This is a genomic window from Roseomonas sp. HF4, assembly GCF_005222755.1.
Classification (GTDB): domain Bacteria; phylum Pseudomonadota; class Alphaproteobacteria; order Acetobacterales; family Acetobacteraceae; genus Neoroseomonas.
On sequence record NZ_STGD01000008.1, the window covers coordinates 24,106 to 38,123 of the forward strand.

A 14,018-nucleotide genomic window follows, 5' to 3' on the forward strand; every position below is an offset into this window, starting at 1 on the left:
GTCACTGCTGGCCCTTGGGCGGCGGACCGATCCGGACGGACATGCCGCTGCAGGCGCTCCCCCCGGCGTCCGGGGACACGAGGCCATCACGGACGCGGCGCGCGTTCAGGGGCAGGTTCTGCACCGTCGCGTCGTTCTCCGCGCCGCGCGCCGGCAGGTCGGGCATTCCTCGGCATGATCGGCGCGCGATGCGCCTCGCGCGCCTTGGCGCGGCCGTCCTGCACCCACGCGCCAGCCAGCGCGGACACACCGGCCGCGAGGTCGAACGCTCCCGGCGCGCCTGCGGGATCTCGTTCGAGCGCAGCGCCGTGGGGAGGATCACCCCCAGTCCCCCGCACCGTGACGCATTCGGGTCGGTTTCGAACGGAGCGGCTCGGAGAAAATTCGTTGAATCGCCCGCAGCCGAATGCAAACCGCGAAGGTTCCCGTGCACCGCCGCGGACCAACCAGATCGGAGAACAATTCGACGGCCCCCGGGACGCCACTTCCGACCGGCAGGGGCCGCATCCCACACCGGCTAGCCGTCTGGCGCACGACGCGCGGGCGGCATGCGCCGCCCGCCACGCCTCGATCCCTGCCGGCGACCCGTATCGTCCGCAAGGCACGCGGACCTCGCGGCACGGCCGCGCGAGGCGGCACGCACCTTTGGCCGATGGGCGGCCCGCCTCAGCCCGCGGCGCGCACCACCGGCGCCCAGCGCGTGCCCTCGCGCGCCACGAAGTCCGCGATCTCGGCCGGCGTCGGGTCGCCGAGCGCGACCATGCCGATGTTGGCCCAACGCTCCCGCGCCGCGGGTTCGGCCATCGCCGTCGCCATGTGGGCGCGGATGCGGCCGACGATCTCCGCCGACAGGCCCGCCGGCCCTGCGAGGAGGAACCAGTTCGAGGCGACCGCGCCGGGGAATCCGACCTCGACGATGGTCGGCACGTCGGGAACCGATGAGATGCGCGTCTCGCTCGTCACCGCCAGGCCGCGGATGCTGCCGCCGCGCACGCCGCCGGTATGGGCGCCCACAGTGTTCCAGAGCGAGGTCGTGCTGCCGCCAAGCACCGCTTGCTCGGCATCGGCCGCGCCGCGGAAGGGCGCGTGCAGCAGTTCGACCCCGGCCTCGCGCGCCCAGAGCATCCCGGCCAGGTGCCCGACCGAGCCCACGCCCGACGAGCCGAAGCTCGCGGCGTCAGGCCGCACGGCGGCGGCGGCCTTGTAGTCGGCCATGCTGCGGATCGGGCCGTCGCCCTTGACGGCGCAGAGGATCGGCGCGCCGCCGAACATCGTGATGTAGGCGAAGGAGCGCCGCGGGTCGTAGGCCGGCGGCGGCGTCATGCTGACCGAGACGGCGAGCGGCCCGGTATTCGTGATCAGCAGCGTATGCCCGTCCGGCGTCGCAGCCGCGGCGGCCGCGGTGCCGACCGCGCCGCCCGCGCCGGGCCGGTTCTCGACCACGAAGGGCTGGCCGAAGGCGCGTTCCATGCCGGCGGCGAGGAAGCGCATCAGGATGTCCGAGGTTCCCCCGGGCGCATAGGGATTTATGATCCTGACCGGGCGGTTGGGCCAGGCGCCCTGGCCGTGGACGGCCGGCGCGGCCAGCAGGACCGGCGCGAGAAGGAGATGGCGACGACGCAGCAGCATGGACTGCCCTTTCCGGTGGCGAGGACGCGTCGCCCCCTGCCCAAGCGGGAAGCACGCCGCCCGCAGAGGCACGATCGCGCGCGCCGGAATGCGGGCGGAGCAAGCCACGTGCCGCGCGGCCGGCGTCGCGCCGGCGCGCGGACGACCCTCAGCGCGAGGTTGTGCGCGGCACCGGCGGCGGCAGGGTGCCGCGGCGGGCGGAGACCGGCGTGGTCGAGCGGCTGCCCTGTTCGATCCGCCCGGCGCGCGGGGCGGCGGCGCGGCGCTGCGGCGGCCGGGCCGTGGCAGGGGGCGCCACGGCGCGCGTCGCGGCGGCGGCGGCGGTCGTGCCGCGGCCGCTGCCAACGCGCGGCTGGGTCGGCGCGGCCCGCGTCGCGACGGCGCGGCGATCGGGCGTGCGGCGGCTCGCGCGGGCATTGGCGGAACGCCGGGCCGGCGTCGCCGCGGCAACGGGCGCCGCGCGCGCACCCCGCACCACCGGCACGGCGGCCATGGCGGAGGAGGGCGGCCGGGCGGCGACACCGAGTTGCGCGAAGCCCTGGTCGAGCAGCGCGCCCATGTGCTGGTCACGCTCGACCCAGGACGACCCGCCCATTGTCACGCCCACGAGCCTGATGCCATCGCGCTCGGCCGAGGTCACGATGTTGAAGCCCGAGGCCCGGATGTAGCCGGTCTTGATCCCGTCCGCCCCCGCATAGTCGCCGAGCATGCGGTTGTGGTTGCGGATGGCGATGCGCCCCCAGTTGAACCGCACCGTGCTGAAATAGTGGTAGCGGTTCGGGAAGTCGCGAAACAGCCGCAGGCCGAGGGTCGCGAGGTCGCGCGCCGTGCTGACATTGTCCGGGTCCGGCAGGCCCGAGGCGTTGCGGAAGGTGGTACGCGACATGCCGATGGCGCGGGCGCGCATGGTCATCATCTGCGCGAAGCGGTCCTCGGTTCCGCCCAGATGCTCAGCGACGGCGGCGGCGACGTCGTTCGCGCTCTTGGTGACCAGCGCCAGGATCGCCTGCTCGACGGTCAGGCTGGCGCCAGGCGGCAGGCCGAGCTTGGACGGCGGGCGGGACGCCGCTTCCTCGGACATGCGGATCGGCGTCGAAAGCTGCACCCGGCCCTCGCGCAGCGCCTCGAACACCATGTAGAGGGTCATCATCTTGGTGAGGGAGGCCGGGTAGCGCTGTTCGTCGGCATTGGCGGCGATCAGCACGCGGCCGGTGCGCGCCTCGGCCACCAGGGCCGCATAGCGTTCGCCGCCGATCTGCGCGGCGGCCGGCTGCGGGGCGAGCCAGGCGGCGACCAGCGCGACGCAGGCCGCGGCGAGCCGGAGCGGGGCACACATGGGGCGAGTCGCGCGACGAGCGGCGCGGTCTGGCGTCATGCGGAATCCCCCTCGGCATGGCCGGCGCCGACGCGGATTGCGGCGCATGGCAATCGCTTGACGATACGCGGGCCGCGGCGGCAGGTCCAGCCAAAATCCTCCACCGACTTCCATTGATGGCAAGGACTTAGCGCAGATCGTTACATTGCCCGCTGATGAACGGCTGCCCGACCCGGGCACCGGCGGTATCCGCCGTTATGTTGCAGTGCAAAAAAGTGCTTGCCGAACGAGCAGCGGGGAGAGTACACCCTGCTGCATGTTGCACCGCAGCAAAACGCCCCGGAAGCCCGGGACGGCAAAACCAGCCAGGGCCAAGGCGGTCCCGGCCATCGAGATCGAGAAGGACCAGGACATGGCGGAGAACAAGGCGGCCGACGTGAAGAAGATCGCGGCCGAGGGCGCCGAGCAGGCGCAGAAGATCGTGACCGAAGGCGCGGCGCAGGCCCGCGTGGCGATGGAGAAGAGCATGGAACAGATGTCGAAGGGTGCCGAGGGCGTCATGAAGGCCGCCGAGGAATTCGCCGATTTCGGCCGCGGCAACGTCGAGGCCTTCACCAAGGCGGCGCAGACCTGGGCGACCGGCACGCAGGACCTCGCCCGCCAGGCGATGGCGCTGGCGCAGGGTCTGACGGACCACACGCTCGAGGGTGCCAAGGCGCTCTCCTCGGTGAAGAGCCTCAACGAGGCCGCCGAGATCCAGGCGAAGTTCGCCAAGTCCGCCATGGAGAAGGCCGTCGCCGAGTCCGCGAAGATGCAGGAAGCGGTGTTCAAGCTGACCGAGCAGGCCGTGGCGCCGATCAGCGCCCGCATGACGGTCGCCATGGAGAAGATGGCGAAGCCGCTCGCGGCCTGAGCCATCGGGACTGCTCGGCCGCCCACGCCACCTCCCCCTCCCCCCGGCGGGGGCGGCCGACGACAGGGTCCGGTTCCGGGACGCATTGCCTTCGGGCTGCGTTCCGGGGCCGGGCCCTTTTCGCGTCAGGGGTCCGGAAAGGGCCCGGGGGGCACAATCTGCGGGAACCGCGCGCTCGGCCCTTCACCTCGGGGCGCGCGGTCCGATATCCTGCCATGCGGCCCGCGCCGTTGCCGGCGCCGCCGAAGGGAACCACCTACTGTCACCATGAGCGACCAGGACAAGCGCACCGGAGGCGGACAGGGCGGCGACGGGCCCCAGACGGGGGTCGTCGTCAAGGCGCGCCCGCGCACCAAGAAGCCCGCCATGTACAAGGTGCTTATGCTGAACGACGACTACACGCCGATGGAGTTCGTCGTGCACGTCCTCGAACGCTTCTTCCAGAAGAACCGGGAGGAGGCGACACGCATCATGCTGCACGTGCATCGCCGGGGCGTCGGCGTCTGCGGCGTCTTCACCTACGAGGTCGCCGAGACGAAAGTCACGCAGGTGATGGACCTCGCGCGCCAGAACCAGCACCCTCTGCAATGCACGATCGAGAAGGAATAGGGCCAGGGGTCGCAGAACCCCATGGGGAGGCCGATATCACGACTGGATACCTGATGCCGCGTCCGTCCAACGGGGCCGGCGCGCCATCGATAGGGGAGCGTCACTGACATGCTGTCCCGCAACCTCGAGCAGACGCTCCACCGGGCCCTGGCGCTGGCCAGCGAACGGCGACACGAATACGCCACCCTCGAGCACCTGCTTCTGGCGCTCGGCGACGACCAGGATGCGGCCACCGTGCTGCGCGCCTGCGGCGTCGACCTCGAGCGCCTGAAGCGCGACCTGACCGAGTTCCTGGACAAGGACCTGGCGGGGCTGGTGACCGAGCGCGGCGGCGACCCGAAGCCGACCGCCGGCTTCCAGCGCGTGGTCCAGCGCGCGGCGATCCACGTCCAGTCCTCTGGCCGCGACGAGGTCACGGGGGCCAACGTCCTGGTCGCGCTGTTCAGCGAACGCGAGTCGCACGCCGTCTATTTCCTGCAGCTGCAGGACATGACGCGGCTCGACGCGGTCAACTTCATCAGCCACGGCATCGCCAAGGCGCCGGGGCGCTCGCAGCCGCGGCCCGTTCAGGGATCGACTCCGTCCTCCGAGGAGAACCCGGAGAAGGAGGAGAAGCCGCGCGGCGCCGGGCGCGGGCAGGACGCGCTGTCGAACTACTGCGTCAACCTCAACAAGAAGGCGCAGGCGGGCAAGATCGACCCGCTGATCGGCCGCGATTCGGAAATCGAGCGCACGATCCAGATCCTCTGCCGGCGCACCAAGAACAACCCGCTTTATGTGGGCGACCCGGGCGTCGGCAAGACCGCGATCGCCGAGGGCCTGGCCAAGCGCATCATCGAGGGCGACGTTCCCGAGGTGCTGCTGAAGTCGACAATCTTCGCGCTCGACATGGGCAGCCTGCTGGCCGGCACGCGCTACCGCGGCGACTTCGAGGAACGGCTGAAGGCCGTCGTGACGGAGCTGGAGGCCCAGGCAGGATCCATCCTGTTCATCGACGAGATCCACACCGTGATCGGCGCCGGCGCCACCTCCGGCGGCGCGATGGACGCGTCGAACCTGCTCAAGCCCGCGCTGGCGCAGGGCACGCTGCGCTGCATCGGCAGCACCACCTACAAGGAATACCGCAACTACTTCGAGAAGGACCGCGCGCTGGTCCGCCGCTTCCAGAAGATCGACGTGAACGAGCCCACGGTCGAGGACGCTGTGAAGATCCTGCAGGGCCTCAAGACCAACTACGAGCGCCACCACAAGGTGCGCTACACGCCGGAGGCCATCCGCGCGGCGGTGGAGCTGTCCGCCAAGTACATCCACGACCGCAAGCTGCCCGACAAGGCGATCGACGTGATCGACGAGGTGGGCGCGTCCCGCATGCTGCTGCCCGAGGGCAAGCGGCGCAAGACGGTCACGCTGAAGGACGTCGAGGACATCGTCGCCAAGATCGCGCGCATTCCGCCAAAGGCGGTCTCGACCGACGACCGGGAGCAGCTGCGCACGCTCGACCGCGACCTCAAGGCAATGGTGTTCGGCCAGGACAAGGCGATCGAGGCCCTGGCCGCCGCCATCAAGCTGTCCCGCGCCGGGCTGCGCGACGCCGAGAAGCCGATCGGCAACTACCTGTTCTCGGGCCCGACCGGCGTCGGCAAGACCGAGGTCGCCAAGCAGCTGGCCAAGACGCTCGGCATCGAGCTGATCCGCTTCGACATGTCGGAATACATGGAGCGGCACAGCGTCAGCCGCCTGATCGGCGCGCCGCCCGGCTATGTCGGCTTCGACCAGGGCGGGCTGCTGACCGACAGCATCGACCAGCACCCGCACGCGGTGCTGCTGCTCGATGAGGTCGAGAAGGCGCACCAGGACCTCTACAACATCCTGCTGCAGGTGATGGACCACGGGAAGCTGACCGACCACAACGGCAAGACGGTCGATTTCCGCAACGTCATCCTGATCATGACGACCAATGCCGGCGCGTCGGACATGGCGAAGCCCACCATCGGCTTCGAGCGCACGACCCGGGTCGGCGAGGACGAGGAGGCGATCAAGCGCCTGTTCACACCGGAGTTCCGCAACCGCCTCGATGCGATCGTCGCCTTCTCGGGCCTCACGCCCGAGATCGTGGGGCGGGTGGTCGAGAAGTTCGTCATGCAGCTGGAAGCCCAGCTCGCCGACCGCAACGTGACCATCGAGCTGAGCAGCGCGGCCAAGGAATGGCTGGCCGAGCGCGGCTACGACCCGCTCTATGGCGCGCGCCCGCTCGCGCGCATGATCCAGGAGCACGTGAAGAAGCCGCTGGCCGAGGAACTGCTGTTCGGCCGCCTGGTCAAGGGCGGCGCGGTGAAGGTCGGGCTGAAGGACGGGGCGCTGACCTTCGACATCGTCGAGAGCGCGCCCCCGGCACTGCCGAAGCCCGAGGAAGGCGAGGGCGACGCCGAGCGCGAGCCCGAGACCGCCGAGTAGCGCCGCGCGCCGCTTGGCGCGATGACAAACGGGCGCGGAGGTCTCCCTCCGCGCCCGTTTGTCATGTCAGGGGATTCGAGCATGAGCGCCATCAAGGACTGGCCCGCCTATTCCGCCGCGCTGCGCGAGCGCGGCAAGGAACTCGGGCAACTGCACCCGGAGATCGTGAAGGGGTTCGTCGCGCTCTCGAACGGCGCGGCCAAGACGCAGCACCTCGATGCCAAGACGCGGGAGTTCATCGCCCTGGGCGTGGCCATCACCACGAAGTGCGAGGGCTGCATGGACGCGCATGTGCGCAAGGCGCTGGCGGCGGGCGCGACGAAGGCCGAGATCGCGGAGGCGCTGGGCGTCGCGATCGCGCTGAACGCGGGGGCGGCGTTTACGTATGCGCTTCATGCGTTGGATCGGGCGAACGAGGAGTAGCGTCGCCATGCGGTCGGCTACGCTTGGAACAGAACTGTGCGAGGCGCTCGGCGAGTATGTCTACGCGCTTGAGGACCCGCGCAGCGGCAAGGTCTTCTACATCGGCCGTGGCGTGCGCGACCGCGTGCTTCACCACGCATGGGACGCAATCGCGACCGAAGAGCCCGGCGCCAAGCTCGACCGTATCCGAGACATCCGGCGTGCCGGCCTGCAGCCGCGCGCCTGGATTTTGCGGCGGCAGGTCGGGCGGCGGACGTCGGCGGCGGAGATGGAGGCGCTCGCGATCGACATCCTTTCGCGTTGGCACGACCCGCTGCTGAATGAGAGACGCGAAGTCACCGAGAACGGCATCCGCACGCTCGATGGCTTGATCACCGACCATGCGGCGAGGCCCGTGGCAAGCGACCGCGCGGCGATCGTCGTGAATATCGGCCGCACCTGGTTCGAGGGCATTGCCGAAGGCTTGCTCTGGGATGCCGCGCGGAAATGGTGGATGTGCCGGCCGGAGGATCGCGTGCCGAAGCCGACGCTTCTCCTGGCGGAGGCCGGCAACATCATCCGGGGAGCCTGGACTGTTCGCCTGCCGGTCGCTCGGCAAGAGGTGACCTGGGCCGACTTGGATGATCGTCGCCGCGCCTTCCACGGAAGCGAGGCAACCTTTGCGCCATTCATGGCTTGCTGCTTCGACGGCGAGCGGGATTCCGACTGGAACACGCTGGTAGGCCGGCATACGCGCCCACCCGTGCTTCCGCGGTCCTACGGCTTGGCCTTCCGATATCTGAACTGCTGAAGCCTAAACCAGCGCCTTCCGCGCCACCTCCAGCGCCGCCTTCTGCGCCTTCGTCACCTTCGGGTAATGGAGGCCCAACCCCTCCAGCGCCTGCACGATCGCCGCCACCACCGCGAGCCGCGTGAACCATTTGGTATCCGCCGGCACCACGAACCACGGCGCGTGCTTCGCCGCCGTGCCGCGGATCGCGCCCTCATACGCCTTCATGTAGGCGTCCCAGTGCGCGCGCTCGGCCACGTCGTTGGCCGAGAACTTCCAGTTCTTCGCGGGTTCGTCGATGCGCGAGAGAAAGCGGCGCTTCTGCTCCGCCTGGCTCACGTTCAGGAAGAACTTCAGCACCACCGTGCCCTGCCGCGCGAGGTAGCGCTCATAGGCCGCGATGTCCTCGAGCCGTTCGTCCCAGATCTTCTTGCCCACCAGTCGCGGCGGCAGCTTCTGGCCTTCCAGGAAGTGCGGGTGCACGCGCACCACCAGCACTTCCTCGTACCAGGACCGGTTGTGGATGCCGATGCGCCCGCGCTCGGGCAGCGCGGTCGAATGGCGCCACAGGAAATCGTGGTCGAGCTCGGTGGAGGTCGGCGCCTTGAAGGAATGCACCTGGCAGCCCTGCGGGTTGACGCCCGAGAAGACGTGCTTGATCGCCCCGTCCTTGCCCGCCGCATCCATCGCCTGGAAGATGCAGAGCACCGACCAGCGGTCCTGCGCGTAGAGCATGTCCTGCAGTTCCGCGAGACGCTCCACGCCCTGCTGCAGCAACTCCGCCGCATGGTCCTTCTCGAGGTCGATCCCGACCGTGTCGCCCGGGTCGAAATCCTTCAGCCGGAATCCCTTGCCCGTCGTGACGCGGAGCGCGTCCAGCACCTTCTCCGTCCGCTTCGTGATCATGCCGCCCCCCCTTTCGGAGCCAGCACGATCCACGCCGCGGCCGCGGCCTGCAACAGGAAGGTGACGGACAGCGCCACGCCGTAGCCCGCCGGGTCCCAGCCGCCGGCCGCCGTGCGCGGCCAGAGGTCGAGGATCGCGCCGATGCCGGTCTGCAGGATGAACACCAGCACCAGCATCGAGAAGTTGATCGCGGTCGCGACGCGCCCCTGGAGTTCCGGCGGGAAGCCCTGCCCCACCGCCGCATAGCCCGCGACGCCCACCGACCCGCAGAAGGAGAACAGGAACCACACCGCCGCGATCGGCCAGAACCCCGTGGGCCCCGCCACCAGCGCCGCCTGCGCCGCCAGCACCCCCGCCATGCCGAGATAGGGCACGAACATCGGAGAGAAGCCGCGCGCCTGCGCGAAGGACGCCGCCTGCCCCGTCACCAGGCTGCCGATGACCAGGCCCATGGCGTAGATCAGCAGCGCGACCGCGCGCGTCCCGTCCGCCATGCCGCCCACGTCGCGCAGCCAAGGGCCGGCCCACAGGCCCTGGAAGGTGAAGTTCAGCGCGGACAGCACCATGATCGCCGGCAGCAGCCGCAGGAACGGGCGGTCGCGGAAGATGCGGCCGAATTCGCCGATCTCGCGCGCCAGGCTCCGCCGCTGCGGCACGACGGCGCCCGGCGGCCGGTCCGGCACGGCGAGGCGGATCCAGGCCGCCGCCGCCACGCACAGCACCGCGAGCAGCACCATGATGCCCCGCCAGCCGAACAGCGGGATCGCCGCCTGCACCGGCACGGTCGCCGTCATGCCGCCCATCCCGGCCAGGAACAGCCCCGCGCCCGTGACCGCGGCCACGCGCTGCTTCGGGTACCATTGCGTGTTGGCCTTCAGCATGGCCATGAGCCCCGCCGCGAGCCCGACCCCGCAGACGATCCGGCCGAGCGCCAGCGTCCACACATCGGGCGCCATCGCGCTCAGCACGAAGCCCACGGCCGAGACCAGCGCCAGCGTGCTCTGCACCCGCCGCGGACCATACAGGTCGAGCGCGACCCCGATCGGCAATTGCGCCGCCGCATAGGCGGCAAAGAAGCAGGCCGCGAGCAGCCCGAGCCCCGAGGCCGATAGCCCGAACTCGATCGCGAGCAGCGGTCCGAGCGTCGCGACCATCCCCCGGTTGCACTGGTTCAGGAAGTTGATCGCCGCCAGCGGCAGCGTGATCCGCGCGAAGCCCGGGACGGGCGGCATCAGCGCGGGTCGATCCGGACGCTGATCGGGCAATGGTCGGACAGCAGGTCGCGCATCGAGCGGTCGCGCTCGGTGAAGACGAGCACGCGGAAACTGTCGCGCACCATCCAGTCGCGCGCCGGGCCGCCCAGCAGGATGTGGTCGACGAAATCCCGTGCGCGACTGTCGCGCGCCCAGCAGGGATTGGCGAAGCCCTCGGTCGGCCGGGCCAGCGGCGCCGCCTCGGTCAGCATCGCCAGGAACTCGTCGCCGCGGTCCATGCGGCGGTTGAAGTCGCCGAGGATGGCGAAGGCGACCCCTTCCCGCCGCCGCTCCGCGATCCAGTCGCGCAGGATCTCGGCCTGGCGGCCGAGGTTCTGGCAGTCCCGCGAATCCGGCCGGCGCAGGGACCCCTGCGCGCAGCCGCCATCGAGGTGGATCGACAGCAGCCGGATCGGCGGCCCCTCCCCGCTGCGGACCGTGATGTCGGCGCCGCGGCGCAGCGACCGCCGCGCGCCGGGTGCCAGGTCCAGCGCCGAGACATCGGGGTTGCGTGTGACGTTGAGCCCGCGCCGCCAGGCGAAGCCCGCGCGCTGCGTGTCGGTCTCGGCAGGGAAATGGAACTCATGGCGCCGCGCGTCGAAGACCCGCGCGGCGGCCAGCGGCCCGTCCACCTCCTGGATCGCGACCACGTCGGCGGCCAGCCGTTCCGCATAGGCGCGCAGGCGGGCGAAGTCGGCCTCGGCCCGCGTCGCGAGGCCGCGCGGCAGGTCGGGATGCCCGGCGGGCTTGGTGGTCAGCCAGGCGATGTTCCAGGCGGCGATCTTCAGCTCCTGCGCCGCGGCGGGCAGGGCGAGGAGGACGGACAGGGCGATCAGCAGCGGGCGCATCGGACCCTCATAGCAGCGTGGCGGTTTCGGCGCGCGGCGGCAGGGCGGCGGCGAGGTCCAGCGGGCGCGCGCCACAGGCGAGCAGCATGTCGGCGACGGCGTCGTGCTCGGCCGCGTCGCGCGTCGCGTCGTGGCAGGGACCGTCGCGACGGGACCCGCGCGGCACCCAGACGACGGTCTCGTAGCGCGCGCGCGTCAGCAGCACGCGGTACTTGTTGACGACATAATGGGCATCCGCGTCGCGCCGCTGCCAGGCGGTGCCGGTGAAGCGGCGCGTGCGCCAGGCCCGGCCCGTCCACACCAGGTCGCCGCCCCAGGCGAGGCCGGTAACGTCAAGTTCCAGCCCCTGGCAGTCGTATTCGGTGGCGAAGGTCTCAAGCGCGTCGGAGCCCCGCACGTCCGGCCAGCGGCGAAGGAACCAGTCGGCGACATCCTCGAGCTGCCCGCCGAGCCCTTCCGCCCGCAGGCGCTTGGCACCCGCCGAGGCGACGATGCCCGCGCGTCGCCGCCCGCGCGCGAGGCCCCGGAGCGCCTCGCGCAGCGGGCCGAGGTCGCGTGTCAACAGGAAGGGAAGCGCGCCGGCGGAATCAGCGATGGCGCGCGCCTCCAGCACCTCGCCGCGCAGCACGGCATCCACCCAGGCGGCGCCGGCGTTGTCGCGCACGCTGCGCACGGGGACGGTGAGGTCGAGATCGGGGTCGATCGTCAGCCACGGCGCCATGGCATCGGCCAGGCGCTGCATCGGGTCGGCGGCCGCGACGACGCGCCCGGCCGCCACCGCGCGCCACGCTCCGCCCGAGGCGGCGATGACCTCGCCCCATTCGCGCAGCCCCGACTCGCCGGTGTTGATCTCCTGCCCGTTGCCGATCAGTGCGACCACCACGGCCCAGCCATCGTGGCGGCCCATGATCTCGAGCGCATGCGCCGGCTCGCTCATCGTCAGGCGGGACGGCTTGTTGCGAGTGCCGATGCGCGCCTTCGCCTCGTTCCAGGCGCGCTGCGCCTCGTCGAAGACGATCAGCCGGTCGGGCGGCGCGCGGCGCGCCGGGTCCGTCGCATTGTCCTCGAGGAAGCGATGCACGTTCTGCAGCCGCTCCTTCACGCGCCGCTCCGCCTCCGCGCGGCTGCACTCGCGGCGTTCCACCGCATCCTGGGCGAGTGCCGCGCGCAGCACCGTCACCAGCGGCACGTTGCCGGTCAGGAAGGCGCTCCGCCCCCCGGCCTCGGGCGCGAACACGGCATTCAGGCCACAGAGCGTCTTGCCCGCCCCGGGAATGCCGGTGACGAAGACGACGCACTTCCCTCCCCCGGCCTGGGACGCGGCGACGGCACGCGCAATGGCCGCGGCGGTGCGTGTGAGGTTCGGCGCATCGGCCCGTGCCGTCGCGATCTCCGAGACGCCGTTGCGGGCGTAGAGCATCGTCGCCGCCTCGACGATGGTGGGCACGGGGCGGTAGGCGCCGGCAAGCCAGTCGCCCGCCGAGATCGGCCGGCCCGCCGGCGGCAATTCGGCCTGCACCCAGCGGAGCGCCTCGCCGAGCGTGCCATGCCCACAGACCAGCGGCTCCGTCGGGTTCGGCGGCAGCAGCCAAGGCTGCACGGGCGGGGCGAAGGCGGCAGCCCCCGCCACGAGCACCGGGACGATCGCATGCCGGCGACTGCCCGCATGGAAGTCCCGCAGGTCGAGCGCGTAGTCCTCGGCCTCGGCCCGGCCGGCGTTGGAGGGCGCGCCGGTCTTGAATTCCAGCGCGACGATGGCGCGGTCGGTCAGGACCACCGCGTCGATGCGCTTCTCAAGGCGCAGCAACTCGTATTCCAGCACCACCGTCCAGGCCGCGCCGCCTGCCTGCGTTATCGCCACGCGCAGCGCCGCCACCTGGGCGTGCCAGGCGCCCTCCTGCTCCGCCGATCCGGCGAAGCCGCGCGCCTGCTGCGCCGAGGCCAGCCGCCCGACCGTGTCCGCCGGGTCGCGCGCCAGGAGCTCAGCGCCGGAGCAGTGGAACCACGCCCTCACCTGCGCCCTCCCCGCCGCGGCCAGGTCGCCACCGCCACGCTGCCCATCATCAGCGCGAAGCCCGCGGCATGGACCGCCGTGCCATCCTCGCCGAGCAGCGTCACCGCGACCAGCGCCGCGGTGCCGGGCAGGAAGACGGTGAAGATGCCGGCCATCCCCGCCGGCACGCGCCGGAGCCCCGCATACCAGAGCAGCAGGCACAGCACGCTGGCGGTCAGGGCGTGGAACACCAGCAGCGCGGCCAGTGCCGGGTCCGCGAGCGCCGCCATCGCGCCGAGCCCCGGCACTGCGAAGGGCGCCAGCACGAGCGCCGAGAAGGCCTGCATCCAGAGACTCGCGGTCACCACAGGCACCCGGCCCGCGATGCGGCGCGCGAGCAGCACATAGGCCGCCTCCCCCAGCACGCCGCCGAACACCAGCAGGTTGCCGAGCGCCGACCCGCCATCCCCGCCCGCCGCGCGCGCGACCGTGATCGCCGCCATGCCGCCGGCGGCCAGCGCGACCGCCGCCCATTGCCGTGCCGGCAGCCTCTCCCGCAGCAGCACCGCGCCGCCGATCGCGACCATGGCGGGCAGCGTGGCCAGCACCAGGCCGCCTTCGAGCGCCGTCGTCAGCCGGAGCCCCGCCAGCAGCCCGGCATTGTAGATCGCGGTGCCGAACACGGCCTGGAGCGCGAGGTTGCGCACCACGTCCGGCGGCACGCGGATGCGCCCGTCCATCGCGCGCGCCAGCGGCCAGAGCACAGCCATCGCGATCAGGCAGCGCAGGAAGGCGACCATGGCGATGGGCAGCGCCTCCGCCAGCAGCTTCGCCACGGCGACGTTGGCGCCGACCAGCGCCATGGACAGGGCGAGTTGAAGATAGGCGACGCGCACGGGGCGCAGC

At 71.5% G+C, this 14,018-nt stretch carries 13 protein-coding genes; 5 read left to right on the top strand and 8 right to left on the bottom strand.

The genetic code is table 11. The features are described 5' to 3' along the window. Nucleotide 1: 1 nt before the first annotated feature. The 3 genes from E8M80_RS25965 to E8M80_RS13490 form a co-directional block, all read right to left on the bottom strand. Nucleotides 2–166, bottom strand: a complete 165-nt coding sequence (locus E8M80_RS25965; protein ID WP_170979399.1) for a hypothetical protein — start codon at nucleotides 164–166, stop codon at nucleotides 2–4. A gap of 500 nt (nucleotides 167–666) precedes the next feature. Beyond that, nucleotides 667–1,629: a tripartite tricarboxylate transporter substrate binding protein gene (locus E8M80_RS13485; RefSeq protein ID WP_170979400.1), complete on the bottom strand. Its 963-nt coding sequence runs from the start codon at nucleotides 1,627–1,629 to the stop codon at nucleotides 667–669. Between the two features lie 148 nt (nucleotides 1,630–1,777). After that, nucleotides 1,778–2,965 (bottom strand): D-alanyl-D-alanine carboxypeptidase family protein, encoded by a 1,188-nt coding sequence (locus E8M80_RS13490; protein ID WP_137126231.1) that lies wholly within the window; start codon nucleotides 2,963–2,965, stop codon nucleotides 1,778–1,780. 391 nt (nucleotides 2,966–3,356) lie between these two features. Between E8M80_RS13490 and E8M80_RS13495 the strand changes: the two genes are divergently transcribed. The 5 genes from E8M80_RS13495 to E8M80_RS13515 all read left to right on the top strand — a co-directional run bounded on the left by E8M80_RS13495 (nucleotide 3,357) and on the right by E8M80_RS13515 (nucleotide 8,133). Then, entirely contained in the window at nucleotides 3,357–3,857 is a 501-nt protein-coding gene (locus E8M80_RS13495) for a phasin family protein (protein ID WP_170979401.1), read from the top strand. 267 nt (nucleotides 3,858–4,124) lie between these two features. Beyond that, nucleotides 4,125–4,466 (top strand): ATP-dependent Clp protease adapter ClpS, encoded by a 342-nt coding sequence (gene clpS, locus E8M80_RS13500; protein WP_137126233.1) that lies wholly within the window; start codon nucleotides 4,125–4,127, stop codon nucleotides 4,464–4,466. Nucleotides 4,467–4,574: 108 nt separating this feature from the next. Beyond that, nucleotides 4,575–6,920 (top strand): ATP-dependent Clp protease ATP-binding subunit ClpA, encoded by a 2,346-nt coding sequence (clpA, locus tag E8M80_RS13505; RefSeq protein ID WP_137126234.1) that lies wholly within the window; start codon nucleotides 4,575–4,577, stop codon nucleotides 6,918–6,920. Nucleotides 6,921–7,001: 81 nt separating this feature from the next. Beyond that, nucleotides 7,002–7,343: a carboxymuconolactone decarboxylase family protein gene (locus E8M80_RS13510; RefSeq protein WP_137126235.1), complete on the top strand. Its 342-nt coding sequence runs from the start codon at nucleotides 7,002–7,004 to the stop codon at nucleotides 7,341–7,343. A gap of 7 nt (nucleotides 7,344–7,350) precedes the next feature. Then, nucleotides 7,351–8,133 (top strand): GIY-YIG nuclease family protein, encoded by a 783-nt coding sequence (locus E8M80_RS13515; protein WP_137126236.1) that lies wholly within the window; start codon nucleotides 7,351–7,353, stop codon nucleotides 8,131–8,133. A gap of 3 nt (nucleotides 8,134–8,136) precedes the next feature. Here the strand turns inward: E8M80_RS13515 and E8M80_RS13520 are convergent, their stop codons facing one another. The 5 genes from E8M80_RS13520 to E8M80_RS13540 are packed head-to-tail and all read right to left on the bottom strand — an operon-like array spanning nucleotide 8,137 to nucleotide 14,008. Next, the gene (locus E8M80_RS13520) at nucleotides 8,137–9,018 is read right to left on the bottom strand and encodes a polyphosphate kinase 2 family protein (protein ID WP_137126237.1); all 882 of its coding nucleotides are present in this window, start codon (nucleotides 9,016–9,018) and stop codon (nucleotides 8,137–8,139) included. Beyond that, on the bottom strand, nucleotides 9,015–10,250 hold the full coding sequence (locus E8M80_RS13525; RefSeq protein WP_137126238.1) for a nitrate/nitrite transporter: 1,236 nt from the start codon (nucleotides 10,248–10,250) through the stop codon (nucleotides 9,015–9,017). Before E8M80_RS13525 ends, E8M80_RS13520 begins: the two co-directional genes overlap by 4 nt. Continuing rightward, nucleotides 10,250–11,119, bottom strand: coding sequence for an endonuclease/exonuclease/phosphatase family protein (locus E8M80_RS13530; protein WP_137126239.1), 870 nt, complete (start codon nucleotides 11,117–11,119; stop codon nucleotides 10,250–10,252). The genes E8M80_RS13525 and E8M80_RS13530 overlap by 1 nt, the downstream gene beginning before the upstream one ends. A gap of 7 nt (nucleotides 11,120–11,126) precedes the next feature. Further along, nucleotides 11,127–13,133 (bottom strand): DNA/RNA helicase domain-containing protein, encoded by a 2,007-nt coding sequence (locus E8M80_RS13535; protein WP_137126240.1) that lies wholly within the window; start codon nucleotides 13,131–13,133, stop codon nucleotides 11,127–11,129. Next, on the bottom strand, nucleotides 13,130–14,008 hold the full coding sequence (locus tag E8M80_RS13540; protein ID WP_137126241.1) for a DMT family transporter: 879 nt from the start codon (nucleotides 14,006–14,008) through the stop codon (nucleotides 13,130–13,132). Before E8M80_RS13540 ends, E8M80_RS13535 begins: the two co-directional genes overlap by 4 nt. Nucleotides 14,009–14,018: the final 10 nt, after the last annotated feature.